Origin of the sequence: Gryllotalpicola kribbensis (genome assembly GCF_039538245.1) — a bacterium.
GTDB lineage: Bacteria > Actinomycetota > Actinomycetes > Actinomycetales > Microbacteriaceae > Gryllotalpicola > Gryllotalpicola kribbensis.
In genome coordinates, this window is record NZ_BAABBX010000010.1 from 1 (window position 1) to 25,288 (window position 25,288).

A 25,288-nucleotide genomic window follows, 5' to 3' on the forward strand; every position below is an offset into this window, starting at 1 on the left:
CATAATCAAACCCAAGCTGACCCGCACGGTGTCGAGAAACTCCACCACTCAACGGGACGCGGCCCCCAGTCGTGCGGCGAGTCGTGCGGCGACAGTAGATGCCGCATCGGGCTCGTGCCGCTTCCGACCGACGACATTCCTTGGCGTAAAGGTCGTCGCATATCGGCCACAACTGTCGCCACTTGAGGCGCCGGCCGTCGTATTCCGGCACCTACTGTCGCCGCGCGAGCCAGCGCCGCCCGATACCGACAACGACTGTCGCCGCGCGAACCCTCGCCACCCGATACCGACATCCACTGTCGCCGCACGAACCCTCGCCACCCGATACCGACAACGACTGTCGCCGCGCGAGCCGTCGCCGCCCGATACCGGCATCTACTGTCGCCGCACGAGCCAGCGCCGCCCGATACCGACATCCACCGTCGCCGCACGAGTGGGCGCAGCGGTCACAGGGCGCCGCAGCCAGAGGGCGCAGCGGTCACAGGGCGCCGCAGCCACGGCGTGCAAAGGCCCAGGGCGGCCGTGGGGACGACGCCTTCGCCCCACGCCACGCCACGTCTCGTCACGTCAGGGCGAATGCGGCCATGAGGGCGACGGATGCCGCCGCCGCCAGCATCTCGACGCGGCCGGCATGCCGCCGTGACCGCCAGAGCGACCACCCGCAGTACACCGCCGCCGCCGCGAGCGCCACCGGCGTAAAGCCGACCCCGACCCCGAGCCCGTGTTCGTGGCGCATGCCCGCCATGGGCGCGGCGGCCGGGGCATCCCCCATCGCCCCCATGCCCGCCATCGCCCCCATGCCGGCCATCGCGATCGTGAGCGCCGCCATCACGACGAGCCCGAGCGCACGGTGCGCGGCGAGTGGGGTGCAGCAGCGCGCGCCCCGCCCCGGCACCGCGACGACGATCGCCAGGGCGAGCTCGAGGGCGACCCAGGCGTCGGCGGGCACCACGCCGAGCGTCGGCACCATGGTGTCGAGCATGCCGAGCACCATGACGGCCATGGCGGCCGGGCCACGCCAGGCGACTGCTCGCCTCGCGCCCCGGCGGCCACGGGCCGAGCCGAAGACGGACTCAGTGGTGGTCATGCCCCGCATGCCCCGAGTGCCCCGCATGCCCCGCATGCCCCGGCGCGCAGTGGTCCGACACGGTGGGCTTCACGTTGAGGGCGGGGTTCCTGTCGAAGAACCCATACGGCTTCATCGTGAACTTGACGTAGTCCGTCGGCATGACGGGCCAGTCCTCGGGTCGCGGGAAGTGCGTGAGGCCGAAGGTGGTCCACAGCACGATGTCGTCGCCGTCGAGGTTGCGGTCGGCCTGCTGCCAGGCGGTGATGCCGTCGACCCCGGGGTTCTGGTTCACGAACTCGCCCGCGGGGTAGCGCTCGTCCGAGGCATACTGCGTCACCCACAGGGTCTTCGTCGTGTATGCGGCGCGCTTCGCGATCGACGAGCCGGGGTCGGCGAGCAGCGTCGGCGACTGCTCGACGTGCAGCACGTAGCCGGGGTGCTGGCCGAGGCCGTTGACCTTCTCGGTGTTCGAGATCATCCAGTTGCGGCTGACGGCGCCCTGGGCCTCGAGCGCTCCTTCCGCCTCGGAGGAGATGCGCCGCACCGACTTGGTGAACGCGTTCCCGTGCTCGTTGCCCGGCCCCATCGGCAGCCGCACCGCGTCGATCTCGTCGACGGCGTTGGCGAGGCCGTCGACCGTCATGTCGAGCCGCGCGCTGAAGAGGTGCTGGTGGTAGGGCGCGCCGACGCCGGGGGCCACCAGCGTCGCGTAGGGGTAGTCCAGGTCGCCCGTGTGGGCGGAGGGGAACAGGATGCCGGTGAGCTTCGCCTCGAGCTCGATGGTGCCGTCGAGGTAGAGGTACCAGTAGAAGCCGTAGTCGTAGTTCCCGACGGTCGTGAAGAACGAGATCACGAGCCGGCGCGAGCGGCGCACCTCTGACTCGCCCGTGAACACGTCGGTGTGCTTCCAGAGCACGCCGTAGTCCTCCTCGTGCATGCAGATCGCGTTCTCGATGACGCGCGGGTTGCCGAGCTCGTCGGCCAGCGTCGCGTCGAAGTAGCGGATCTCGCCGAGGCAGTCGCAGCCGAGGGTGAGCGAGTTCGTGTAGCGGCCGAAGACGTACTCGCCCGTGTCGAAGTAGTTCTGCCAGTAGCGCGACGGCGAGGGGTCGCCGTAGGGCACGACCATCTCGGCGATCGACCCGCGGTACATGATGGGGCGGACTTCGCCGCCGCGGTCGGGGTCGGCGAAGGCGAGGTTGCGCAGAATGAGCCCCTCGCGGGCGTCGAAGCCGATGTCGAGGCTCCAGTTCGCCCACTCGACGTGCTCGCCCGTGACCGTGAAGCTCGGCCCCTCGGGCTGGGTGATCTCGAGCGGCTTGAGCCCCTCGAGGTCGGCCGGGCGGCCCTCGGGCAGGTGGTAGTTCGCCGATGCCTCGGGCACGGGCGCGGCATCCGTCTCGACGATCTGCAGCAGCTCGTGCGAGATCACGTCGACGTACGCGCACAGCCCGTCGACGGGGTGAGCCCACGGGTGGTCGTGCTCGTGGTCCATGCGGAAGGCGAAGACGCGGATGACTCGGCGCCCCTCCTCCCCCGGGATCTCGTAGTAGCCGGGCGAGAGCGGCACCTGGACGACCTGATCCGGCGCCACGCCCTTGCGCGCGAGCGCCTCGACCCAGCGCGGGTCCTCGTTGACGATGTCGGCGATGTCGGCGAACTCCTCGTCGAGGATCGGAACCTGACCGCGGCTGCCGTCGATCGGCACGCTGGCGACGACGGCGGCGTCCGTGAGCGACACGGTGACGTCGAGGGATGCCCCGCTCGCGCGGTCGAGCAGCAGGGCGCGCACCTCGCGCGCGGGCAGCGGGCCCGTGCCCTGCTGCCACGCGAGCACATCGGCTTTGTCGGGCTCGAGCAGGCCGACATACGCGTAGCGCGTGGCCGTGGTGACAAAGCCGGCCGCCGCGATGATCTCGCTGGCAGCCGCGATCTCGGCCGCCGTCAGGCTGGCGAGCGGGCCGCCCGCAGGGGCTGGGGATGCCTGACCCTCGCGCTCGTGGTGGGCGTGGCTGTTCTCGGTGATGGTCACGGTCGTTACTCCTCGATGGTGCTGATGGTGTCGATGACGTTCTCGTAGGCGCCGGGTCGCTTCGCCCTCATGACAAGGGCCTGCACGACGCCGAAGACGGGGAAGGCCGCCATGACGGCGAGGAACGCGATGGTCAGGGTGCCGAAGACCGGGTTGCCCTTCGCGTCGGCGTCGCCGATGAGCAGGGGGAAGTTCTGGGCGATGATCACGGCGACGGCGGCGAGGCCGAGGAATCCGATCACGGGTGCAATCCAGGTCTTCCAGACGCCCGCCCTGATCTTCTTGACGGCGAAGTAGGAGATGACGGCGAGGCAGGTGAGCCCCATGAGCACGACGATCGCGAAGGTCGAGATGCCGCTGAACCAGGTGAAGACCTGCAGCACGGGGTCGAGCTGGAACAGCGCGAACGCCACGGTGAGCACGGCGGCGGTCACGGTCTGCACCATCGACGACGTGTGCGGCGAGCGGTGGGTGGCGTGCACCTTGCCGAGCGCGCCGGGCAGCACCGCCGCGTTCGACATGGAGTGCTGGTAGCGCGTGATCACGTTGTGGAACGAGAGCACGCAGGCGAACATGCTCGTGATCATCAGGATGTTGACGATCCAGCCGCCCGCGGCGCCGAGGTACTGCGTCGTCACGGTGCCGATGAAGGCCGACGGGTCCTTGGCGAGCTCGCCCATGAGGTGGCTCGGGCCGATGCCCATGACGAGCGCCCACGACGCGAAGGTGTAGAATACGGCGATGACGATGAGGGCGACATAGGTCGCGCGCGGGATGGTCTTCTGCGGGTCCTTCGCCTCGTCGCGGTAGATCGCCGTCGACTCGAAGCCGATGAAGCCGGCGAGCGCGAACATGAGCGCGAGGGCCGGTGCCCCGCTCAGCACATTCGACGGCAGGAACGGCGCGGCCGAGAGCCCCTCCGCGCCGCCGGTCGCGACGACGGCGCCGGCGAGCACGAGAACGACCCCGATCTCGCAGACGAGGAAGACGCCGAGCACCTTCCCCGACAGCTCGATATGCCGATAGCCGAGAAAGCCGACGATCGCGACGACCGCCAGTGAATAGAGCCACCACGGCAGCGTCGGTCCGCCGAGCGAGCCGACGAAGCCGCTGATCACCGCGCCGACGTAGCCGTAGACCGCGATCTGAACCGTCGTGTAGGTGAGGATCGCGAGCCATGCGGCGGCGAGGCCGAGCGGGCGGCCGAGGCCGTAGCCGACGTAGGTGAAGAACGCGCCGGGCCGTGGCACGTAGTTGCTCATGGTCGACAGCCCGACGGCGAAGAACAGCAGGATGACGCCGCCGATGAGGAACATCGTCGGGGCGCCGATGCCGTCGCCGAGGAGAGCGCCGACGGGGAATCCGCCCCCGACGACGGTGAGCGGCGCGGCGGCCGCGATGACCATGAAGACGATGGATCCGACGCCGAGACGGCCCGAGAGGGTGCGGGCGGGGCGTTCGGTCAGGGCAGATGGCGCTGCGGGAAGGGCGGTGGGGTCCGCGGTTGTCATACGAGCCTCCTCAGGGGTGTGACGCCCATGCTGGGCGCGGCCCGTTTCGCCCGAATGACCCGGCCGTAACGCTCATCGCGCTGCGAACGAGACAGGCCGGGGCATCCGTCTCAGTCGCGGTCTCACGGCCGCGACGCACCGGAAACGCGCGCGCAACACGGCGTTGAGACCCTGACGGCATGACCGCGCAGAACCCGCCCGACCGCCTCGTCGCGCTCGGCCGTGCGATCGCACGGCCGCCCGTGGTCGCGGGCGTCGCGCGGAACAGCCCCATGGCGGGGCTCGAGCGCCGCACGGTCGGCTTCGTCGACGTGCTCGCCCAGTCGATCGGCGCCGTCGCGCCTGCGGCGGGCACCGCGACCGTTCCGGCGCTGATCGCCGTGCAGGCCGGTTCCGGCGTGCTCATCGCGGTCGCGGCCGCCTGGCTGCTCGCGATCTGCGTCGGGGCGACCCTGAACCAGTTCGCGCTGCGCCTCGCAGCCCCCGGCTCGCTGTACACCTTCACCGCGAAGGGACTCGGCGCCGGGCCCGCGTTCGCGGCGGGTGCGGGGCTCCTCGTCGGCTACGGGTTCATCGCCATGTTCGGCGTCGTCGGGGCGGCCTACTTCCTGCAGAGCTTCCTCGCGGTGCTGGCCGGCTCGTGGGCCGCCTCCGGGTGGGTCGCCGCGGCGCTGCTCGTCGGGGTCGGCGCCGTCTGCTTCGCGGTGCTGCGGCGGGGCATCCGCCTGTCTGCCCGAGTCACGCTCGTCATCGAACTGGCCTCGCTGCTCGTGATCCTCGCACTGCTCGCCGTCGTCCTCAGCCGCCTGTCTCCCGCGGAGCTGGTCGCGCCGTTCACCGCCCCGCGCCCCGCAGTGGGCGGGGTCGTCGCGGGCACGGCGGTCGCCCTCACGGCGTTCGTCGGCTTCGAATCGGCGGCGTCCCTCGGGCGCGAGGCGGCCCGTCCGTTCCTCACCGTGCCGCGCACGATCCGCTGGACGGTGCTCGGCGTCGGCGCCGTCTATTTGCTGTCGTCGTACACCCAGCTGGCGGGCGCGGGCGCGTTCGGCATCGCGTTCGACGGCGGCCAGGCGGTCGCACGACTCGCGAGCGATACGGATGTCGCGGCCGTCGGCACCCTGCTCGACCTCGGCCTCGCCGCGTCGTTCACGGCGTGCGCCATCGCGTCGCTGACCGCCCTCGCCCGCGCGGTGTTCACGCTCGGCCGCGAGGGTGTGCTGCCGCGGGCGGTCGGCCGCATCGAGCCGCTGCGCAAGACCCCCTATCGGGCGCTCGCCCTCGTCGTGCCCGTCACGGTCGCGGTGCCGCTCGTGCTGCACGCCGCCGGGTGGTCGCCCTGGCAGTCGCTCGAGTTCCTCATCGTGGTCTCGGCGGCGGGCTATCTGTTCGCCTACGTGCTCGCGACCGCCGCGCTGCCCGCGTTCCTGCGCCGCATCGGCGAGTCGAGCGCCCGAACCGACCTCGTCGCGGTCGTCGCCGCGGGCGGGCTCGGCGCGGTGCTCATCACCTACCTCGCCGTCTCGGTCGAGGGCGAACCCGTCGCGGTGATCGTCGTCGGCGGCCTCGCCGTGCTCGCCGCCCTCTGGTACCTCTACGTGCGCCGTACGCGCTCGCGCGCCCTGGCCGGGGCGGGGCTCTTCGACCACACCACGTCGTCCGACCTGCTGGGCGGCTCATGAGTCGGCCCGGGTCGGACCCCGGGCTGACGGGGCGCCAGCCGAGCGCGGTGCACGGCGCGCTCAGCGTGCTCGAAGAGGTGGCGCGCGCCGGGCCGGGCGTCACCGCGCAGCAGATCTCGCGCAGTCTGGGACTGCCGCGCGCGACCACCTATCGCCTGCTCAACCTGCTCGTGCAGGACGAGTACCTGGTGCGCATGCCCGACCTGGCCGGGTTCGCCCTCGGGCACAAGGTCGCGCTGCTCGCCGGTCTCGCCGCGGCGGCGGCCCCGGCCGAGAACCCGCACGACATCGTCGTCGAGCTGCGCGGGCGCATCCGCGGCGGCGTGCATCTCGCCTCCTACCGCGACGGCGTGCTCGAGCTCGTCGACGTCGACCCCGACTTCCCGCTCTCCGACGAGCGCCGCTTGCTCTCCGACCTGTCGTCCTCGGCCCTCGGCACGCTGCTGATCGCCGAGCGGCGCCACGACCCCCTGCCGTTCAGCTCGCGCCCCACGCCCGCAATGCCGGGGCGGGGCTGCTTCGCGGCGGCCCTGCGTGATGCCACCGGAGCTCTGGTCGCCGGCGTCGCCCTCGCCCTTCCCGAGCAGCGCCTCGCCGAGCCCGAGTCGCTGCTCGAGCTCATCGCCCCCGAGTGCCGCCGCCTCGAGGCCGCGCTGCGGTAGGCGCCGCGCGTAAAACGCACGATTCCGCGCACGCGCGGGGGCGGTTCATAGGAGCAATCGTGCGAACTGCGCGCCGCGCCTACATCCCCCTCCCGCAGACCTCAGTCCGTGGCGTCCCCGTCCCGCATCTGCAGCAGCGCCGCGACGACGCCGGGCAGCGCCCGGGCGATGTCGAGCGCCGCAATGGGGCCACCGCCCGAGGCCTTCACCGCCGCCAGACCGTGCAGCGCCGCCGCCGTCGCCGCGAGCTCGGCGAGCGCCGCATGGCCGCGCTCCTCGATGTCGGCGGCGTGCGTCGCGAGCAGCGCGCCGAGGACTCCCCCGAGCACGTCGCCGCTGCCGGCGGTCGCGAGCCACGGCGTTCCCAGCGAGACCGAGATGGGCTCGCCGCCGGGCGACGCCACGTGCGTCACGGCGCCCTTGAGCAGCACGGTGACGCCGAGCGTCTCGGCCGCGCGGGATGCCGCGGCCGCGGCATCCGCCCTGATCTCATCCAGCGTGAGCGGCGACGTCGTGCGCTCCAGCGTGCGCTCGAGCTCGCGGTAGTGCGGCACGATCACCGCGGGCCCGGCAGCGGCGTCGACGCGGTCGAGCGCGCCCGCGTCGATGACGAGCGGCACGCCGTCCATGAGCGCGGCGCCGAGGTGCGTGTTGTCGTCCATGGTGCGCTGCGCGGCGCCGGGGATGCCCGAGCCGACCAGCCACGCCTGCACGCGGCCCGTGCCCGTGACCACCTCGGGGCGCTTGCGCAGCACGAGCCCCGTCGGGGTCGGTGGGCCGACGTAGCGCACCATCCCGACGCCGGTGCGCACGGCGGCCTCGACGCCGAGCACGGCGGCCCCGGGGAAGGCCTCAGAGCCGGTCGCGACACCGAGGACCCCCCTCGTGTACTTGTCGTCGCCGGCGACGGGTGCCCGCAGCATCCGCGCCGTGTCCTCCGGTGTCCACACCCGCTCTGCCGTCATGTGACCACGATAGGTTCGTGAGCGTGAGCTCGCCCATCTCCCTTCCCGGCCGCACCGTCGTCTTCGACTACGGCGAGGTGATCTCGCTGACGCCGACAGAGGCAGACCGCGCGGTGATCCTCGACCTCGCGGGCGCACCGGCCGAGCCGTTCTGGCGGGCATACTTCGCGCACCGCAACGGGCTCGACCAGGGCACCGCCGACGTGGCGGCCTACTGGCGCGCGATCGGCGCCGAGCTCGGAATCGCGTGGTCCGATGCGCGCATCCACGAACTGTGGGCCGCCGACTTCCGCTCGTGGCTGTCGGTGAACCCGGGCACGGTCGAGGTGCTCGCCGATCTCAAGGCGGGCGGCACGCCCCTCGCTCTGCTGTCGAACGCGGGCCCCGACTTCGGGTCCTACTTCCGCCATGGGCCCCTGTCGGACTGGTTCGACCGCTTCTACGTCTCCGGCGAGCTGAAGCTGCTGAAGCCCGAGGCGGCGATCTACCGGCACGTGCTCGACGACCTCGGAATCTCGGCGGAGCAGATGGTGTTCACCGACAACAGGGCCGACAACGTGGCGGGTGCCGAGGCGCTCGGCATCACGGGTCACGTGTTCACCGACCCTGCCGCGCTCCGCGTCTTCCTCAACTCGCTGGCCGAGTAGCCCGCGCCAGCTCCCACCCGCTGGTCGAGTAGCCCGCGCCAGCCCCACCCGCTGGTCGAGTAGCCCGCGCCAGCCCCCCGCCCGCTGGTCGAGTAGCCCGCGCGAAGCCGGGCGTATCGAGACCCCCACTCCGACAGAAAGCACCGATGCCCTCCCAGCTCTTCACCCCGATCACCCTCGGCCCGATCGCGTTCGCGAACCGCGTCTTCATCGCGCCGATGTGCCAGTACGCGGTCGAGAAGCGCGACGGCGTGCCGACCGACTGGCACCTCGTGCACCTCGGCTCGCTCGCGTCGGGCGGGGCCTCGCTCGTGATCACCGAGGCGACGGCGGTCTCGCCCGAGGGGCGTATCTCGCCCGAGGACACCGGCATCTGGAACGACGAGCAGAAGGACGCCTGGGCCCGCATCGTCGGCTTCGTGCATGAGCGCGGGGCGAAGGCGGGCATCCAGCTGCAGCACGCGGGCCGCAAGGCGTCGACCTTCCGGCCGTGGGGCGCGGCCGGCCGCCACGGCACCGTGCCCGCCGCCGACGGCGGCTGGGCGCCCCTCGGCCCCTCGGCCGTCGCCTACCCGGGCTACGACACCCCGCAGGCGCTCGACGCCTCAGGAATCGACAAGGTCGTCGCCGACTTCGCCGCGGCCGCTCGGCGCGCCCTCGACGCGGGCTTCGACGTGCTCGAGCTGCACGCCGCGCACGGCTATCTGCTGCACCAGTTCCTGTCGCCGCTGTCGAACACCCGCGACGACGAGTACGGCGGGTCGCTCGAGAACCGCGCACGCCTGCTGATGCGCGTGGTCGACGCCGTGACGGATGCCGCGGCCGGCCGCGCCGCCGTGTTCGTGCGCTTCTCGGCCACCGACTGGGTCGAGGGCGGCTGGAACGAGGCCGACACCGCCACCGTCGCCCGCTGGGCGCGTGACGCCGGCGCCGACTTCTTCGACGTGTCCACGGGCGGCAACGCCCACGCCGACATCCCCGTCGGGCCCGGCTACCAGGTGCGGTTCGCGCACTACGTGCGCTCGCTCGCCGAGGTGCCGGTCGGCGCCGTCGGGATCATCACCGACGCCGCCCAGGCCGAGCAGATCGTCGCCTCGGGGCAGGCCGACGCCGTGCTCATCGCCCGCGAAGCGCTGCGCGACCCGCACACCCCGCAGCGCTGGGCACGCGAGCTTGGCGCCGACGCACCCGAGCTCTGGCAGCCGCAGTACATCCGCGCCCGCCGCTGACCCTCACCCCGCCTCTGCTCACCTCACCTCTGCTCAGCTCACCCGAAGTGTGAGTTTGGGCTGCCTATTTGCCCGCGAAGCCGCCCGAACTCACACTTCGGGTGAATAGGGGCGAGGGCGAGGGCCGGCGGGCTCAGTCGCGCCGCGTCGCGTCGTGCACTTCGCCGACGAGCTCTTCGAGGATGTCCTCGAGGAACAGCACCCCGACCGCCTCGCCCGACGCCTCGGTCGTGCGCGCGATGTGCGTGCCCGAGCGGCGTAGCACGGCGAGCACCGACTCGATCTCGGCATCCGCGTCGACATCGACGAGCGGCCGCACCGACGAGGGCGGGATCGGCAGCTCGAACGCATCGCCCTCGAGGTCGAGCACATCCTTGAGGTGCACATAGCCCACGGGCATCCCCTGCTCGTCATCGATGACGTAGCGGCTGAAGCCGTGCTTCGCGACCGCGTGCTCGACGTCGGCCGGCGTCGCGGAGCGCGGCAGCCTCTCGATGTCGACGAGCGGCACGCTCACCTCACGGGCGGTCTTGGCGCTGAACTCGAAGGCGTTGCTGAGCGCACCGGTCGAGTCCTGCAGCAGGCCCTCGCGCGTCGACTGCTGCACGATGGTCTCAACCTCTTCGAGCGTGAACGTCGACACCGCCTCATCGCGCGGCGTCACGCCCGTGAGGCGCACCACGCCGTTCGCCGCCCAGTTGAGGGCGTGGGTGATGGGCCCGAAGACGCGCCCGATGCCGACCAGCGGCGGCGCGAGCAGCACGACGGCGCGGTCGGGGAACGAGAACGACAGGTTCTTCGGCACCATCTCGCCGAGCACGACGTGCAGGAACGAGACGACCACCAGCGTGATGATGAACGACGTCACGTCGATCACGCCCTCCGACAGACCGGTCAGACCGAGCGGCCCGTGCAGCAGGTGGTGGATCGCCGGCTCGGACACGTTCAGGATCAGCAGCGAGCAGACCGTGATGCCGAGCTGAGTGGTCGCGAGCATCAGCGTCGCGTGCTCCATCGCCCACAGGGCGGTCTTCGCGCTGCGCTTGCCCCGCTCGGCCGCGGGTTCGATCTGCGACCGCCGGGCGCTGATCACCGCGAACTCGGCGCCGACGAAGAACGCGTTGCCGAGCAGCAGCACGAACAGCCAGACGATTCCTGCCCAGTCAGACATCGGCCTCACCCGCCTGCGCCGCGCTGTCGATGTCGACGGATGCCTGCGGCTGCCGTGTGAAGACGATGCGGTCGGCCCGGCGGCCGTCGAGTGCGGTCACGCGCAAGGTGCCACCCTCGACCGGAACGGTGTCCCCGAGCTCCGGCAGCCGGCCGAGCTGCGCCATGAGGAATCCGGCGACGGTCTCGTAGCGCTCGTCCTCGGGCACCTCGACGCCCGCGCGGTCGAGCAGCTCATCGGGGCGCAGCAGGCCGCTGAACTCGATCTCGCCGCCCGGGCCGGGGGCGAGATCGACGTCGTCGGCGCCCGTGTCGTGCTCGTCGGCGACCTCGCCCACGAGCTCTTCCACGAGATCCTCGAGGGTGGCGACGCCTGCCGTGCCGCCGTATTCGTCGACGACGACGGCCATCTGCAGACTGCGCGCGCGCAGCTCGGCGAGCAGCGAGTCGAGGTGCATGGTCTCGGGCACGCGCAGCGCCTCGGTCTGCAGCGCGCTCACGGGCACGCGCCCGCGGCGGTCGTGCGGAACCGCGACAGCGTGCTTGACGTGCACGATGCCGGCGATGTCGTCGATGCCGTCGTCGATCACGGGGAAGCGCGAGTGGCCGGATTCCCGGGCCAGCGCGATCACGTGCTCGGCGGTGTCGTCGCGCTTCACCGCGTCGAGCTGCGGCCTCGGCGTCATGACGTCGCTCGCGACGCGACTCGAGAACATCAGGGTGCGGTCGAGCAGGCTCGCGGTGTCCTGCTCGAGCACGCCCTGCTCGGCCGAGCGGCGCACGAGCGAGCTGAGCTCCTCCGCGCTGCGGGCCCCCGAGAGCTCTTCCTTCGCCTCGATGCCGAAGAGCGCGAGCACCGCGTTGGCGCTGCCGTTCAGCACGGCCACCGCTGGGCGGAACACGCGGGTGAACACCGTCTGGAACGGGATCACCACGCGCGCGGTCGCGATCGGCAGCGCGAGCGCGAAGCTCTTCGGCACCAGCTCGCCGAGGATCATCGACCCGAGCGTGGCGACGACGATCGCGACGATCGACGAGGTGACCGCGGCGGCGGCATCCGCCAGGTTCAGCGCATCAAGGGCGGGCGCGAGCAGCCTGCCGATCGACGGCTCGAGCGTGAAGCCCGTGAGCAGCGTCGTCAGGGTGATGCCGAGCTGGGCGCTCGAGAGGTGGGTCGAGGTATGCCGCAGCGCATCGATCGTCATCGAGAGCCGGCTCTCGCCGCGCTCACGCCGCGCCTCGAGCTCGGCGCGGTCGAGGTTCACGAGCGCGAACTCGCTGGCGACGAAGAACCCCGTGCCGATGATCAGCGCGATACCGATGAGCAGCAGGACCCAGTCAGGCACGAGTGCGCACCGCCCGGGGCGTCACGGGCTGAGGGCTGAAGGCGCTCGCAGACGGGGGCTCCATACGCGGCCAGTCTATCGGCGTCGCCCGCGCATGCCGCCGCCCGCGGCGTCGCGCCGCCCTTCTCGGACGACTTTCCCGGTTGCGCTGCTCGGATCCTCTTCGCGCTGCTCGGATCCGGACAGCGCGAAGCGGGTCCGAGCAGCGCGACCCCCGGTGGAAGGCCGCGCCGGCACCCGCGTCTTGCCCAGCACAGCTTGCGAACTCGCGAGATTGTCCACGGATGCCTGTTCCGCGGTCTCACTGTCACGCGCCGGTGCTCCACCATCGACGGCATGAAGCACGCGGATCACGCCATCGCTCTCGCCCACGAGTTGGGTCTCATCGTGAACTTCGACGCGCGTGAGCGCCGCGTCGACTCCGACGCCTTGGCCCGAGGCGTCGAGCGCGGAACGCACCTGAGATTGGTGCCCGGCGTGTTCGTCGAAGCGGCCGTTTGGAACGCTGCCGATCGCTTCACGAGGTTCCGTATGCGGTTTCTCGCGGTGGCAACGACCATGGAGCCCGATGTGGTGTTCTCACACCTCACTGCCGCGACCTGCCTGGGGCTCCCGGTGCTGGGCGAGCTTCCCGACCGCATCGACGTGACGATCCCGCCATCCACCGGCGGCCGCAGCAGCGGCAATGTGCGTCGGCACGCAGCGGTTCTCTCCGACCAGGAGATCATCAGAGTCGGCGGCTTCCTCGTGACGAGCCCCGCACGAACCGTCGCCGACATTGCCCGTTCCGAGTCCTTCACGCGCGCAGTAGCGACCGCGGATGCCGCCCTGCGCATCAAGCGGAAGCCGTCGCCACTGCTGACGCTCGACGAGTTCGCTCAGGTGGTGGAGCTCGATCGCAACCGATACGGCGCGGCGAAGCTGCGGCGCGTGGCTGCTTTTGCGACCACTCTTTCCGATTCAGTACGCGAATCGGAGAGCCGCTGCCTCATTCATCTCGCCGGATTTCCCGCGCCGGTGCTGCAGCAGGAATGGCGCGACCATGACGGGCTCGTCGGCTATTCGGACTTCTGGTGGCCCGATCACGGGCTGATCGGCGAATACGACGGTCACATCAAGTACGTGAAGCCAGAGTTCATGAAAGGCCGAACGCTCTCAGAGGTCGTCGAAGACGAGAAGCGACGCGAGGACCGGATGCGCGCCCTCGGCCCCCGGGTGACCCGCTGGGTGACCACGGATCTCACCCTGGCGCGGCTGACCGCCCATCTCACTCGTGCGGGCCTGCCGCTCATTCGAGCGCCGCGACGCGCCTGACTCATCGGCAGGTGGCCTTTGCCTCGGCATCCCCTCGCGTTGCACTTGCGCTGCTCGAATCCTCTTCGCGCTGCTCGGATCCGGGCAACGTCAAGCGGATCCGAGCAGCGCAACCGGAACGGCGCGGGGAGCGGGGCGCGCAGCGCACCCCCTCACCACGAGACCGGCAGCGCCTTGCCCTCCTCATAGCCGGCAGCCGACTGCAGCCCCACGAGCGCGCGCTCGTGGAACTCCGGCACGGTCCGCGCGCCCGCGTAGGTGAACGACGAGCGCACCCCGGTCGTGATCATGTCGAGCAGGTCCTCGACCGAGGGCCGCTGCGGGTCGAGGTAGATCTTCGACGACGAGATCCCCTCTGCGAACAGCTCCTTCCGGGCACGCTCATACGGCGACAGCCGCGCGAACCGCGCCTGCACGGCCTTGTTCGACGCCATGCCCCAGCTCTCCTTGTAGAGCCCGGCGGCGTCGCTGCGCAGCAGGCCGGGCGCCTCGATCGTGCCCGCGAACCACGACCCGATCATGACGGATGCCGCACCTGCGGCGAGCGCGAGGGCGACGTCCCTCGGGTACCGCACTCCCCCGTCGGCCCACACGTGCGCGCCGAGCTCGCGCGCGGCCTCCGCCGTCTCGAGCACGGCCGAGAACTGCGGCCGCCCGACCGCCGTCATCATGCGGGTCGTGCACATGGCACCGGGCCCGACACCCACCTTGAGGATGTTCGCGCCCTCGGCGACGAGGTCCTGCACAGCCGCCGCCGTCACGATGTTCCCTGCCACGAGCGGCAGCCCCAGATCGAGACCGGCGACGGCGCCGAGCGCCCGGCGCATTCCGTCCTGGTCGCCGTGGGCGGTGTCGAGCACCAGCACGTCGACGCCCGCATCGCGCAGCGCGCGGGCCCGCCCCGTGACGTCGCCGTTGATGCCGATGGCGGCGGCGACGAGCAGCCGCCCCTGCGCGTCGACCGCCGGCGGGTAGATCGTCGATCGCAGCGCCGAGGTCTTCGAGAGGGTGCCGATCACACGGCCCTGGCTGATCACGGGCGCGAACTCGACGCCGGCGGCGTCGAGCAGATCGAAGGCGGCGCGACCGTCGGGCACGTCCTCGGCCTCGAGCGCGGTGAGCTCGCCGTGCACGAGGTCGCCCAGCCGGGCATCCGGCGGCACGACCGCGAGCCGCGTCGCGAGCACCGCGCCGGCGTACGTGTCGTCGGCATCGTGCAGCACGACGCCGAGCCCGTGCACGGCCGGCACCCGCTCGAGCGCGTCACTGGCCGTGTCGTCGGGCGACATGATGATGGGCGTGTCGTAGGCGACCGGCTGCTCTTTGACGAACCGGATGCCTGCCGCGAGCTCCTGCGGAGGGAGATCCTGGGGCAGCACGCCGAGCCCGCCGCGCCGCGCGAGAGTCGCCGCGAGGCGCGGCCCGGTGACCGAGTTCATGTTGCTCGCCACGATCGGGATGCGCGCGCCCGTTCCGTCGCCCGGGGCGAGGTCGACGTCGAGCCGGCTGGTGACGGCGGAGCGGCTCGGCACCAGGAAGACATCGGAATACGTCAGGTCGTGCTGGGGCGCTTGGCCGTAGAACCTCATGCCTCAACGCTATGCCGCGCCGGGCAAGTCGGGCACGGGGCGTTGTCCACAGGGCTTAGGCTTGATAGTCGTTGGGCGCTGGGGCCGGAAAGGCCCCGGCCTGATGAAGCAGGACACCAGACGTCAATGGAGAAGGTGGGCGATCGGCTGTGGCAAGCCAGCTGACTGGCACGGAAGAGGGACAGTTCGGAGCCAACGACTGGCTGGTCGAAGAGCTCTACGAGCAGTACCTCGCCGACAAGAATTCGGTCGACCGGTCGTGGTGGCCGATCTTGGAGCAGAAGGCAGCTGAGGCCGCGGGGGCTCCCGCTCAGGCCGCGCCGGCTCAGGCATCCGCCCCCGCTCAGCAGGCGCCCGCCCAGCCCGAGGCACCTGCCCAGCCCACACAGCCTGCCCAGGCACCCGCCCCCGCCCCGCAGGGGCAGCCCACGCAGCCGGTCGCACGCACGACGTCCGTCGCGCCCAAGCCGACCCCGGTCCCGGCCGACGCCCCGGCCGTCGCCCCGAAGAACGACGGGCCGGCCGAGGCCAACGAGGTCACTCCGCTGCGCGGCATGTCGAAGACGCTCGCCGCCAACATGGACGTGAGCCTCACGGTGCCCACCGCGACGAGCGTGCGCACGATTCCGGCGAAGCTGATGATCGACAACCGCATCGTCATCAACAACCACATGGCCCGCACGCGCGGCGGCAAGGTCAGCTTCACCCATCTGATCGGGTGGGCGCTCATCAAGGCGCTGAAGCAGTTCCCCAGCCAGAACGTCTTCTACGACGTGATCGACGGCAAGCCCTCGGTCGTGAAGCCCGCCCACATCGGCCTCGGCATCGCGATCGACCTGCCGAAGCCCGACGGCACGCGCTCGCTTCTCGTCCCGGCGATCAAGCGCGCCGAGACGCTGGGCTTCACCGACTACCTCGCCGCCTACGAGGACCTCGTCAAGCGCGCCCGCGGCAACAAGCTGACGGCCGACGACTTCTCGGGCGCCTCGGTGAGCCTCACCAACCCGGGCGGCATCGGCACCGTGCACTCCGTGCCGCGGCTCATGAAGGGCCAGGGCTGCATCATCGGCGCCGGCGCCCTCGAGTACCCCGCCGAGTTCCAGGGCGCGAGCCCCGAGACCCTCAACGACCTCGGCATCTCGAAGACCATCACCCTGACGAGCACCTACGACCACCGCGTGATCCAGGGCGCGGGCTCCGGCGAGTTCCTCAAGATCGTGCACGAGCTGCTGGCCGGCGGCCAGGACTTCTACCAGGAGATCTTCGCCGCGCTGCGCATCCCCTACGAGCCGATCCTGTGGGCGCAGGACATCAACGTCGACCTCGCCCACCAGGTCAACAAGACGGCGCGCGTGCACGAGCTCATCAACTCGTACCGGGTGCGCGGGCACCTGATGGCCGACATCGACCCGCTCGAGTACAAGCAGCGCACCCACCCCGATCTCGAGATCGCGAGCCACGGCCTCACCTTCTGGGACCTCGACCGCAAGTTCGTCGCGGGCGGCTTCGCCGGCAACTACGGCGAGATGAAGCTGCGCGACATCCTCGGCGTGCTGCGCGACTCGTACTGCCGCACCGTCGGCGTCGAGTACATGCACATCCAGGACCCGGCCCAGCGGCGCTGGTTCCAGGACAAGCTCGAGCGCCCCTATGTGAAGCCAGGGCACGACGAGCAGCTGCACATCCTCACGAAGCTCAACGAGGCCGAGGCCTTCGAGACCTTCCTGCAGACCAAGTACGTCGGCCAGAAGCGGTTCAGCCTCGAGGGCGGCGAGTCGACGATCCCGCTCATCGACGAGCTGCTGCAGGGCGCGGCGGATGCCGGGCTCGACGGCGTCGCGATCGGCATGGCCCACCGCGGGCGCCTCAACGTGCTCACCAACATCGCGGGCAAGACCTACGGCCAGATCTTCCGCGAGTTCGAGGGCGAGTTCGACCTCGCCGGCACCGGCGACGTGAAGTACCACCTCGGCACCGAGGGCACCTTCGTCTCTCCCGACGGCAAAGAGGTGCCGGTCTACGTCGCGGCGAACCCGAGCCACCTCGAGGTCGTCAACGGCGTGCTCGAGGGCATCGTGCGCGCCAAGCAGGACAGGCGCCCCGCGGGCACCTACACGACGCTGCCCGTGCTCGTGCACGGCGATGCGGCGCTCGCCGGCCAGGGCATCAACGTCGAGGTGCTGCAGATGTCGCAGCTGCGCGCGTACAAGACCGGCGGCACGATCCACGTCAACATCAACAACCAGGTCGGCTTCACGACGTCGCCGAGCGAGGCGCGCAGCTCCGTGTATTCGACGGATGTCGCAAAGACGGTCCAGGCGCCGATCTTCCACGTGAACGGCGACGACCCCGAAGCGGTGGTGCGCGTCGCGAAGCTCGCGTTCGAGTACCGCCAGGAGTTCGGCCGCGACGTCTTCATCGACCTGATCTGCTACCGCCGCCGCGGTCACAACGAGGGCGACGACCCGTCGATGACGCAGCCGCTCATGTACGGCCTGATCGAGGCGAAGCGCTCGACCCGCAAGCTGTACACCGAGGCGCTCGTCGGCCGCGGCGACATCACGGAAGAGGAGTACGAGGAGGCGCATCGCGACTTCCAGGCCCGCCTCGAGCGCGCCTTCGCCGAGACGCACGAGGCGCAGACCTCGCCGATCCCCGTGGTCACGCAGCTTCCGAAGAACGACGAGCCGGCGACCGGCGAGCTCGAGACGACCGGCGTCGCGGAATCCGTCGTGCGTGCCGTGGGCGACGCCTTCGACAACGTGCCCGACGGCTTCACGGTGCACAAGAAGCTCACCTCGCTGCTCAAGAAGCGCGTCGACATGAGCCGCCAGGGCGGCATCGACTGGGGATTCGCCGAGCTGATCGCCTTCGGCTCGCTCGTGCTCGAGGGCACCGCCGTGCGTCTCGTCGGCCAGGACTCGCGGCGCGGCACCTTCGCGCAGCGCCACGCGGTCTTCCACGACCAGGTCAACGGGCAGGAGTGGGTGCCGCTCGCGAACCTCGCCGAGAACCAGGGCCGCTTCTGGGTCTACGACTCGCTGCTCTCCGAGTACGCGGCGATGGGCTTCGAGTACGGCTACTCGGTCGAGCGCCCCGACGCCCTCGTCCTGTGGGAGGCGCAATACGGCGACTTCGCCAACGGCGCCCAGAGCGTGATCGACGAGTACATCGCCGCCTCCGAGCAGAAGTGGGGCCAGCGCTCGTCCGTCGTGCTGCTGCTGCCGCACGGCTACGAGGGCCAGGGCCCCGACCACTCGTCGGCGCGCATCGAGCGCTACCTGCAGCTCGCCGCGCAGAACAACATGACGATCGCGCGGCCGTCGACGCCGGCGTCGTACTTCCACCTGCTGCGCCGCCAGGCATACGCCCGCCCGCGCAAGCCGCTCATCGTGTTCACTCCAAAGGCGATGTTGCGCCTGCGCGGTGCGACGAGCGACCTGTCCGAGTTCACCTCGGGCCGCTTCCAGCCGGTGATCGACGACCCCGATGTGAGCGACAAGGGCGCGGTGCGCCGCGTGCTCGCCTGCGCGGGCAAGATCTACTACGACCTGAAGGCCGAGCTGGCGAAGGCGCCCAACCCGCAGATCGCGGTCGTGCGCCTCGAGCAGTTCTACCCGCTGCCCAAGCAGGAGCTCGTCGGCGTGCTCGACAGCTACCCCAACGCCGAGGTCGTGTGGGTGCAGGACGAGCCCGAGAACCAGGGCGCGGCCCCCTACTTCGTCGATGCGGCGCGCCGCGCGGGCAAGCGCGACATCTCGGTGGTCTCGCGCCCGGCATCCGCCTCGCCCGCCGTCGGCACGGCCAAGCGCCACGCGGTCGAGCAGGCGAAGCTGATGGCGGATGCGCTGACCGTCTGACCCTCGTACGCGAAGGGCCCCGATTCCTTGAGGAACCGGGGCCCTTCGTCGATGCGCGCCCCCGCCTTCCGCGCCCGCGCTGCTCAGATCCTCTCGACGCTGTCCGGATCCGAGCAGCGCGAAGCGGATCCGAGCAGCGCGATCACGCGGCCGGCCGGCCATCGCGGCCCCCGCGGGCTCCGCGATCAGCGCGCGCTACGCGTGCGTCTGAAGCGCCCGCAACTTGGTGAGCACCTGCACGCGCAGCTCCTCCGGCGCCGTCTCGCGGCAGGCCCGCTGCACGGCCTCGATCAGCACGACGCCGACCTTGTGCTCGCCGGCGCAGTCGGCGCAGGTGGCGAGGTGCTCGCGGATGTCGGCCGCATCGTCGGCCTGCAGCTCGTGGTGCAGGTATTCCTCAAGGTCCTTCTTGGCTTTGTCACAGCCGCAGTCGGTCATCGTGTACTCCTGGCAGGTGGGGTCTGTGCGGCGCTCCCCCGGTCGCGCGCGTAGTCGGAAAGCAGATCGCGAAGCATCCGCCGGCCACGGTGCAGGCGGCTCATCACGGTCCCGATGGGTGTCTTCATGATGTCGGCGATCTCCTGATAGGAGAAGCCTTCGACATCGGCGAAGTAGACGGCCATCCGGAAGTCCTCGGGGATGGCCTGCAGCGCGTTCTTGACGTCGGAGTCAGGAAGGTGGTCGATCGCCTCCGCCTCGGCGGAGCGGGCCGCGCGGGCGGTCGTCGACTCTGCGCCACCGAGCTGCCAGTCCTCGAGATCCTCGATGGGGGTCTGGTACGGCTCGCGCTGCTTCTTGCGGTAGTTGTTGATGAACGTGTTCGTCAGAATGCGGTACAGCCACGCCTTGAGGTTCGTGCCCTGGTGGAACTGCGCCCAGGCCGCGAAGGCCTTCACGAAGGTCTCCTGCACGAGGTCCTGCGCGTCAGACGGGTTGCGCGTCATGCGCAGGGCCGCCGCATACAACTGGTCCATGAAGGGAAGCGCCTGCTCTTCGAAGCTCCGCTCCGCGGGAGTGTCGCTCGAGAGCTCGAGGTCGTCTGTCATCGCGGCCAATTCTACGGCCCAGGCATCCGTCGCTTCGCTGCCGACGACGGGCCGCTCGATGAGCGCTGATGCGGGCACTGGCGTCCTTTCGTTGGTGCGATCAAATCCTCGATATCCTGCAACCGATGCAGTTCCGCACCTATTCCGCGCCCGAGTTCGATCCGTACGGCGACAGCCGCCAGACCGAGACCTCCGAGCTGTGGGCGGCGCCGTTCGCGGGCGCGCCCGTCGACGCCGACGTCGCCCTGCCCGGCTCCAAGTCGCAGACGAATCGCGAGCTGGTGCTCGCCGCTCTCGCCGACGCGCCCTCGGTGCTCACCGCTCCCCTGCACTCGCAAGACAGCGACCGCATGGTCGAGGCGCTCGCGGCGCTCGGCACGGGCGTCGAGCGGATGCCTGAGCCGGGCCCCTTCGGGCCCGATCTGCGCATCGTCCCGGCCGCCGAGCTCACCGGCTCGACCACGATCGACGCGGGCCAGGCCGGAACGGTCATGCGGTTCATCCCGCCGGTCGCCGCCCTCGCCCTCGGCCCCGTGACGATCGACGCCGACGAGTCGGCCCGGGGCCGCCCCATGCACGCCATGGTCGACGCGCTGCGCGCGCTCGGCGTGGACCTCGCCGACGAGGGCCGTGCCGCCCTGCCGTTCACGGTGCACGGCACCGGCCGGGTCGCCGGCGGCGAGATCACGATCGACGCGTCGAGCTCGAGCCAGTTCGTGTCGGGGCTGCTGCTGTCTGCGGCGCGCTTCGAGAACGGGCTCGTGCTGCACCACGCGGGCGAGCGCCTGCCAAGCATGCCGCACATCGAGATGACGATCGCCGCCCTCGCGGCCCGCGGCGTCGAGGTCGAGACGCCTGAGCTCGGCACCTGGGTCGTGAAGCCGCAGCCGGTCGGCGCGCGCGACGCCGCGATCGAGCCCGACCTGTCGAACGCCGCGCCGTTCCTCGCGGCGGCGGTCGCGACGGGCGGTCGCGTCACCATCGGCAACTGGCCGGCCAAGACCACGCAGGTCGGCGCCGACCTCGCGAGCTATCTGCCGCTGTTCGGGGCCGAGGTCGCCCTCGACGGCGACCGGCTCACGGTGCGCGGCACGGGCGAGATCCGCGGTGTGACGCTCGACCTCTCCACCGGCGGCGAGCTCGTGCCCGCCCTCGCGGCCCTCGCCGCTCTCGCCGACGGCCCGAGCGAGTTCACGGGCATCGGGCACATCCGCCACCACGAGACCGACCGCCTCGCCGCGCTCGTCGCCGAGATCAACGGCCTGGGTGGGAAGGCGACCGAGCTCAAGGACGGGCTGCGCATCGAGCCCGCCGAGCTGCACGGCGGCGTCTGGAAGTCGTACAAGGACCACCGCATGTCGACCGCGGGCGCCCTGATCGGGCTGCGCGTCGCGGGCGTCGAGGTGCACGACATCGGCGCGACGGCGAAGACGCTGCCGCAGTTCCCCGAGCTGTGGCGCCGCATGGTCGCCGGGCCCGAGCACGGAGTCCTGCCCGCTTGAGCTGGTGGTCCGACGACGAAGACGACGACGAGCCGTACGGCGAGTACGACGAGTCGTCCGTCCGCGTCAGGCCCAACCCGAAGGGCAACCGACCGCGCACCAAGCAGCGCCCCGAGCACGGCGACGCCGTCACGGGCCGAGTGCTCGCCGTCGACCGCGGCCGCTACACGGTGCTGCTCGATGAAGACGAGCCGAGCGAGCATCAGCTCACGGCATCCCGCGCCCGTGAACTGCGCAAGCAGGCGATCGTCACCGGCGATCGCGTCGACCTCGTCGGCGACACCACCGGCGGCGAGGGCACGCTCGCGCGCATCGTGCGCATCGGGGAGCGCACGACCCTGCTGCGCCGCTCGGCCGATGACACGGACGCCGTCGAGCGCATCATCGTCGCCAACGCCGACCAGATGCTCATCGTCATCGCGGCCGCGAACCCCGAGCCGCGCGTCCGCCTCGTCGACCGCTACCTCGTCGCCGCCTACGACGCGGGCATCGAGCCGCTGCTGTGCATCACCAAGACCGACCTCGCCGACCCTGCGCCGTTCCTCGCGAACTTCGGCGCCCTCGACCACCTCACGGTCTTCACGAGCGCGCGGGGCGCCATGCCGACCGCCGAGCTCGCGGCCGCGCTCGTCGGCCATACGACGGTCGCGGTCGGGCACTCCGGGGTCGGCAAGTCCACCCTGGTCAACGCGCTCGTGCCCGACGCGAACCGCGCGACCGGGCACGTGAACGAGGTCACGGGGCGCGGCCGCCACACATCGAGCTCGACCGTGTCGCTGCGCGTCGAGACGGATGCCGGCCGCGGCTGGATCATCGACACCCCCGGTGTGCGCAGCTTCGGTCTCGGGCACGTGGACCCGGCCAACATCCTGCGCGGATTCCCCGACCTCTTGGCGCTCGCGCAGGAGTGCCCGCGCGGCTGCACGCATCTGCGCGACGCCCCCGACTGCGCGATCGTCGAGGCCGTCGAAGAGGGGCGGCTGGGCCCCGCCGGCGCGGTCCGCCTCGACTCGCTGCAGCGCCTGCTGCAGACCCTCGCCCCGGGGGTCGGGGGCCAGAGCGGCGAGGAGGGCCGCTAGTGGCCCGCGTGACCATCGCGGACATCGCCGAGCGCCTCGGCCTCTCGAAGGCATCCGTGTCGTACGCCCTCAACGGCCAGGCCGGCGTGAGCGAGCAGACCCGCCAGAAGGTCGTCGCGATGGCCGCCGAACTCGGGTGGCATCCCAGCTTCTCGGCACGCGCCCTGTCGCGCTCGCGCGCCGACGCGATCGGCATGGTGCTGCGCCGCGACCCGGCCCTGCTCGGCACAGAGCCCTATTACATGCGACTGCTCGAAGGCGTCGAGGACGTGCTTTCCGAGGCCGGGCAGAGCCTGCTGCTGCGCATGGTCGGCACCACCCCCGGCCGCGACACCGCCGTGTACGAGCGCTGGGCTGGCGAGGGCCGGGTCGACGGCGTCATCGTGCTCGACCGCGCGATCGACGACCCGCGCCCCGCGCTGCTCACGCGGCTCGGCCTGCCGTTCGTGCTGCACGGCGTCCTGCCCTCTGGGGCGGGCGAGCGCATCGAGGACCAGCATCGCGACGCCCAGCTGATCGTCGCCCACCTCGATGAGCTCGGGCACCGCCGCATCGCGCACATCACCGGCCCCCTCGGCCTCGCGCACGAGGTCGACCGCCGCACCGCCGTGCGGCACGAGAGCACCGCCCGGGGCATCGCCGTGGAGTTCGCCGAGGCCGACTACACCTTCGACACGGCGCACGCCCGCGTGCTCGAGCTGCTCTCGTCAGGCATCCGGCCCACCGCCCTCGTGTTCTCGAACGACGTGATGGCCGTCGCCGGCCTGCGCGCCCTGGCCGATGCCGGCGCACACGACGTCGCGGTCGTCAGCTGGGACGACTCGATGCTGTGCCAGTTCTCATACCCGACGGTCACGGCGCTCGAGCGGTACCCCGACCGCGCCGGGCGGCGCAGCGCCGCCATGCTTCTCGAACTGCTCGACGGCCGCAGCTGGAGCACCGCCGCGCCGAGCCCGAGCACCCTCGTCGTGCGCGAGACCAGCACGCCCGCGCCGCGGCCTTAGGGTCGAAGGGTGACTTCTGCTCCCGTTGCCGGCCGCCTCTCGGCGGGCGACCCCGCGCCCGCGTTCTCCCTTCCCGATGCCTCCGGAACCACCGTGTCGCTCGCCGACTTCGCCGGTCGCCACGTGATCGTCTACTTCTACCCGGCGGCGCTCACGCCCGCCTGCACGACGCAGGCCTGCGATTTCCGCGACGGGCTCGCAGCGCTGACGGATGCCGGCTATGCGGTGCTCGGCATCTCGAAGGACCCCGTTGCGACGCTCGCGAAGTTCGCCGAGCAAGAGCACCTCAACTTCCCGGTGCTCTCCGACGAATCCCTCGAGGTGCACCGGGCCTACGGCGCCTGGGGCGAGAAGCAGCTGTACGGCAAGACCGTCACGGGGGTGCTGCGCTCGACCTTCGTCGTCGGGCCGGACGGGGCCCTCGAGCACGCCCTCTACAACGTGAAGGCGAAGGGGCACCTCGGCATGCTGACGAAGAAGCTCAAGCTCGCGTGATGGCGGGCGGGTTCGGCGCAGTCCGCCCCGTGGGTCGACTCGGCGCAGTCCGCCCCGTGGGTCGACTCGGCGCAGCCGAATGGAGACCTACGCCGCGTTCCCGCGCAGCGCGCGTGTGACCCCCGGGGTCAGCACCAGCACGATTCCCGCGAGCCCGAGCGTGAGCAGCACGGCCCCCTCGAGCGGCCCGGCGAGCAGCCCCTGCAGAGCGCCGACGCCGACCACGAGCTGGATGATCTGCCACACGATCGTGAGGCCGCGCGACCAGCGCTTCTCGAGCCACACCCCGACGGCGGCGAGACCTACCCACAGGAATCCGATCACCAGGCACGCGACGAATGCGAAGCCGTCGGCTTCGACCTGAGCACCGTGCGTCGCGAACTGCACTATGGTGAGTGCGGTTGCACCGAGCACCAGCACCGCCTCGACGCCCAAGACCACCGCGAGCGCCGTCACAGCGCCGCGGGATCCCTTATCAGATGCGGGTTTCCGGCTGGTGTTCACAGTGTTATCCCACTCAAAACTCTTGATCTGGCTCTTGCCCCCATGGGAGGATACAGGGGTCCGGTTAATCGCTCACGGGGCTGTGGGCAGGTCAAAAATCCCCACGATCTTTCGGCCCTGATCCGGTCGTCATCACTGCCGACGAGGCGACAACCCGAATGCCTGCGTCTGCTTTCATGCAACAAAAGGAGCATCCCCATGGACTGGCGCGACAAGGCCGCATGTCTCACCGCTGACCCCGAGCTGTTCTTCCCGGTCGGCAACACGGGCCCTGCCGTCGACCAGATCGAGAAGGCCAAGCAGGTCTGCGGCCGTTGCCCCGTCACCGAGGTCTGCCTGCAGTACGCCCTTGAGACCGGCCAGGACTCGGGCGTCTGGGGCGGGCTGTCCGAAGACGAGCGCCGCGCACTCAAGCGCCGCGCCGCGCGCGCCCGCCGCTCGGCCTAGCGCGCGCCGGCGCCCCGGCGGCCCAGCGCCGCTTACCCTCACCCGGCCGGCGGCCCGACGCCGTCACATGGCTGCGCGCGACACCTAGAACGCACGATTCCGCGTACGCGGGGGGTGCATCGGTACGCGCGAGCGTGC

22 protein-coding genes are annotated in these 25,288 nt (G+C 71.0%); 11 read left to right on the forward strand and 11 right to left on the reverse strand.

The features are described 5' to 3' along the window. Positions 1-562 precede the first annotated feature (562 nt). The 3 genes from ABD716_RS06490 to ABD716_RS06500 are packed head-to-tail and all read right to left on the reverse strand — an operon-like array spanning position 563 to position 4,612. Entirely contained in the window at positions 563-1,087 is a 525-nt protein-coding gene (locus tag ABD716_RS06490) for a hypothetical protein (RefSeq protein ID WP_344775027.1), read from the reverse strand. Further along, complete coding sequence (locus ABD716_RS06495) at positions 1,074-3,101, reverse strand: primary-amine oxidase (protein ID WP_344775029.1); 2,028 nt, start codon at positions 3,099-3,101, stop codon at positions 1,074-1,076. The genes ABD716_RS06490 and ABD716_RS06495 overlap by 14 nt, the downstream gene beginning before the upstream one ends. Before the next feature lie 5 nt (positions 3,102-3,106). Beyond that, the gene (locus ABD716_RS06500; RefSeq protein WP_344775031.1) at positions 3,107-4,612 is read right to left on the reverse strand and encodes an APC family permease; all 1,506 of its coding nucleotides are present in this window, start codon (positions 4,610-4,612) and stop codon (positions 3,107-3,109) included. Between the two features lie 179 nt (positions 4,613-4,791). Between ABD716_RS06500 and ABD716_RS06505 the strand changes: the two genes are divergently transcribed. Next, on the forward strand, positions 4,792-6,291 hold the full coding sequence (locus ABD716_RS06505; RefSeq protein WP_344775033.1) for an APC family permease: 1,500 nt from the start codon (positions 4,792-4,794) through the stop codon (positions 6,289-6,291). Further along, positions 6,288-6,953, forward strand: coding sequence for a helix-turn-helix domain-containing protein (locus ABD716_RS06510; protein WP_344775035.1), 666 nt, complete (start codon positions 6,288-6,290; stop codon positions 6,951-6,953). Before ABD716_RS06505 ends, ABD716_RS06510 begins: the two co-directional genes overlap by 4 nt. Before the next feature lie 101 nt (positions 6,954-7,054). On the opposite strand, the gene ABD716_RS06515 is transcribed toward ABD716_RS06510, so the two are convergent. Next, positions 7,055-7,918, reverse strand: a complete 864-nt coding sequence (locus tag ABD716_RS06515; protein ID WP_344775037.1) for an ADP-dependent NAD(P)H-hydrate dehydratase — start codon at positions 7,916-7,918, stop codon at positions 7,055-7,057. A 23-nt stretch (positions 7,919-7,941) separates the two neighbouring features. Here ABD716_RS06515 and ABD716_RS06520 point away from each other — a divergent pair, with 23 nt between their 5' ends. Both ABD716_RS06520 and ABD716_RS06525 read left to right on the forward strand, forming a co-directional pair. Beyond that, positions 7,942-8,565 carry an HAD family hydrolase gene (locus ABD716_RS06520; RefSeq protein WP_344775039.1) on the forward strand — a complete coding sequence of 208 codons (624 nt, stop codon included), beginning with the start codon at positions 7,942-7,944 and terminating at the stop codon, positions 8,563-8,565. A 146-nt stretch (positions 8,566-8,711) separates the two neighbouring features. Beyond that, the gene (locus ABD716_RS06525; protein ID WP_344775041.1) at positions 8,712-9,794 is read left to right on the forward strand and encodes an NADH:flavin oxidoreductase/NADH oxidase; all 1,083 of its coding nucleotides are present in this window, start codon (positions 8,712-8,714) and stop codon (positions 9,792-9,794) included. Positions 9,795-9,927: 133 nt separating this feature from the next. Here the strand turns inward: ABD716_RS06525 and ABD716_RS06530 are convergent, their stop codons facing one another. From ABD716_RS06530 to ABD716_RS06540, 3 genes are all read right to left on the reverse strand, one after another. Then, complete coding sequence (locus ABD716_RS06530; RefSeq protein ID WP_344775043.1) at positions 9,928-10,965, reverse strand: hemolysin family protein; 1,038 nt, start codon at positions 10,963-10,965, stop codon at positions 9,928-9,930. Then, positions 10,958-12,310: a hemolysin family protein gene (locus ABD716_RS06535; RefSeq protein ID WP_344775045.1), complete on the reverse strand. Its 1,353-nt coding sequence runs from the start codon at positions 12,308-12,310 to the stop codon at positions 10,958-10,960. The genes ABD716_RS06530 and ABD716_RS06535 overlap by 8 nt, the downstream gene beginning before the upstream one ends. Before the next feature lie 75 nt (positions 12,311-12,385). Next, positions 12,386-12,769, reverse strand: coding sequence for a hypothetical protein (locus ABD716_RS06540; protein WP_344775047.1), 384 nt, complete (start codon positions 12,767-12,769; stop codon positions 12,386-12,388). Between the two features lie 9 nt (positions 12,770-12,778). Here ABD716_RS06540 and ABD716_RS06545 point away from each other — a divergent pair, with 9 nt between their 5' ends. Continuing rightward, a complete protein-coding gene (locus ABD716_RS06545; RefSeq protein WP_344775049.1) occupies positions 12,779-13,624 on the forward strand; it encodes a hypothetical protein in 846 nt (281 codons plus the stop codon). A 152-nt stretch (positions 13,625-13,776) separates the two neighbouring features. Here ABD716_RS06545 and guaB1 read toward each other — a convergent pair whose 3' ends face one another. Continuing rightward, on the reverse strand, positions 13,777-15,213 hold the full coding sequence (guaB1, locus tag ABD716_RS06550) for a GMP reductase (protein WP_344775051.1): 1,437 nt from the start codon (positions 15,211-15,213) through the stop codon (positions 13,777-13,779). A gap of 149 nt (positions 15,214-15,362) precedes the next feature. On the opposite strand from guaB1, the gene ABD716_RS06555 reads away from it, so the two are divergent. Continuing rightward, positions 15,363-19,073 (forward strand): multifunctional oxoglutarate decarboxylase/oxoglutarate dehydrogenase thiamine pyrophosphate-binding subunit/dihydrolipoyllysine-residue succinyltransferase subunit, encoded by a 3,711-nt coding sequence (locus ABD716_RS06555; RefSeq protein ID WP_344775053.1) that lies wholly within the window; start codon positions 15,363-15,365, stop codon positions 19,071-19,073. Between the two features lie 195 nt (positions 19,074-19,268). Here ABD716_RS06555 and ABD716_RS06560 read toward each other — a convergent pair whose 3' ends face one another. Continuing rightward, entirely contained in the window at positions 19,269-19,511 is a 243-nt protein-coding gene (locus tag ABD716_RS06560) for a zf-HC2 domain-containing protein (RefSeq protein ID WP_344775055.1), read from the reverse strand. After that, positions 19,508-20,119 (reverse strand): sigma-70 family RNA polymerase sigma factor, encoded by a 612-nt coding sequence (locus ABD716_RS06565; protein WP_344775360.1) that lies wholly within the window; start codon positions 20,117-20,119, stop codon positions 19,508-19,510. The genes ABD716_RS06560 and ABD716_RS06565 overlap by 4 nt, the downstream gene beginning before the upstream one ends. Positions 20,120-20,244: 125 nt before the next feature. On the opposite strand from ABD716_RS06565, the gene aroA reads away from it, so the two are divergent. From aroA to bcp, 4 genes are read left to right on the forward strand one after another with little or no spacing between them, the layout of a single operon-like run. Further along, positions 20,245-21,621 carry a 3-phosphoshikimate 1-carboxyvinyltransferase gene (gene aroA / locus ABD716_RS06570; protein WP_344775057.1) on the forward strand — a complete coding sequence of 459 codons (1,377 nt, stop codon included), beginning with the start codon at positions 20,245-20,247 and terminating at the stop codon, positions 21,619-21,621. Beyond that, a complete protein-coding gene (gene rsgA, locus ABD716_RS06575) occupies positions 21,618-22,700 on the forward strand; it encodes a ribosome small subunit-dependent GTPase A (protein ID WP_344775059.1) in 1,083 nt (360 codons plus the stop codon). The genes aroA and rsgA overlap by 4 nt, the downstream gene beginning before the upstream one ends. A gap of 8 nt (positions 22,701-22,708) precedes the next feature. Next, complete coding sequence (locus ABD716_RS06580) at positions 22,709-23,704, forward strand: LacI family DNA-binding transcriptional regulator (RefSeq protein WP_344775061.1); 996 nt, start codon at positions 22,709-22,711, stop codon at positions 23,702-23,704. A 9-nt stretch (positions 23,705-23,713) separates the two neighbouring features. Then, positions 23,714-24,199, forward strand: coding sequence for a thioredoxin-dependent thiol peroxidase (gene bcp, locus ABD716_RS06585; protein WP_344775063.1), 486 nt, complete (start codon positions 23,714-23,716; stop codon positions 24,197-24,199). A gap of 87 nt (positions 24,200-24,286) precedes the next feature. Here the strand turns inward: bcp and ABD716_RS06590 are convergent, their stop codons facing one another. Continuing rightward, positions 24,287-24,655 carry a hypothetical protein gene (locus ABD716_RS06590; RefSeq protein ID WP_344775065.1) on the reverse strand — a complete coding sequence of 123 codons (369 nt, stop codon included), beginning with the start codon at positions 24,653-24,655 and terminating at the stop codon, positions 24,287-24,289. A 246-nt stretch (positions 24,656-24,901) separates the two neighbouring features. Between ABD716_RS06590 and ABD716_RS06595 the strand changes: the two genes are divergently transcribed. Beyond that, positions 24,902-25,150, forward strand: a complete 249-nt coding sequence (locus tag ABD716_RS06595; RefSeq protein WP_120789842.1) for a WhiB family transcriptional regulator — start codon at positions 24,902-24,904, stop codon at positions 25,148-25,150. The last annotated feature ends 138 nt before the right edge of the window (positions 25,151-25,288 follow it).

Excerpts from the sequence above, each read along its gene's own strand:
- ABD716_RS06490 (WP_344775027.1), bottom strand. The coding sequence starts at position 1,087 with ATGACCACCACTGAGTCCGTCTTCGGCTCGGCCCGTGGCCGCCGGGGC.
- ABD716_RS06500 (WP_344775031.1), bottom strand. The coding sequence starts at position 4,612 with ATGACAACCGCGGACCCCACCGCCCTTCCCGCAGCGCCATCTGCCCTG.
- ABD716_RS06505 (WP_344775033.1), top strand. The coding sequence starts at position 4,792 with ATGACCGCGCAGAACCCGCCCGACCGCCTCGTCGCGCTCGGCCGTGCG.
- ABD716_RS06510 (WP_344775035.1), top strand. The coding sequence starts at position 6,288 with ATGAGTCGGCCCGGGTCGGACCCCGGGCTGACGGGGCGCCAGCCGAGC.
- ABD716_RS06515 (WP_344775037.1), bottom strand. The coding sequence starts at position 7,918 with ATGACGGCAGAGCGGGTGTGGACACCGGAGGACACGGCGCGGATGCTG.
- ABD716_RS06525 (WP_344775041.1), top strand. The coding sequence starts at position 8,712 with ATGCCCTCCCAGCTCTTCACCCCGATCACCCTCGGCCCGATCGCGTTC.
- ABD716_RS06530 (WP_344775043.1), bottom strand. The coding sequence starts at position 10,965 with ATGTCTGACTGGGCAGGAATCGTCTGGCTGTTCGTGCTGCTGCTCGGC.
- guaB1 (WP_344775051.1), bottom strand. The coding sequence starts at position 15,213 with ATGAGGTTCTACGGCCAAGCGCCCCAGCACGACCTGACGTATTCCGAT.
- ABD716_RS06560 (WP_344775055.1), bottom strand. The coding sequence starts at position 19,511 with ATGACCGACTGCGGCTGTGACAAAGCCAAGAAGGACCTTGAGGAATAC.
- ABD716_RS06565 (WP_344775360.1), bottom strand. The coding sequence starts at position 20,119 with ATGACAGACGACCTCGAGCTCTCGAGCGACACTCCCGCGGAGCGGAGC.
- aroA (WP_344775057.1), top strand. The coding sequence starts at position 20,245 with ATGCAGTTCCGCACCTATTCCGCGCCCGAGTTCGATCCGTACGGCGAC.
- ABD716_RS06595 (WP_120789842.1), top strand. The coding sequence starts at position 24,902 with ATGGACTGGCGCGACAAGGCCGCATGTCTCACCGCTGACCCCGAGCTG.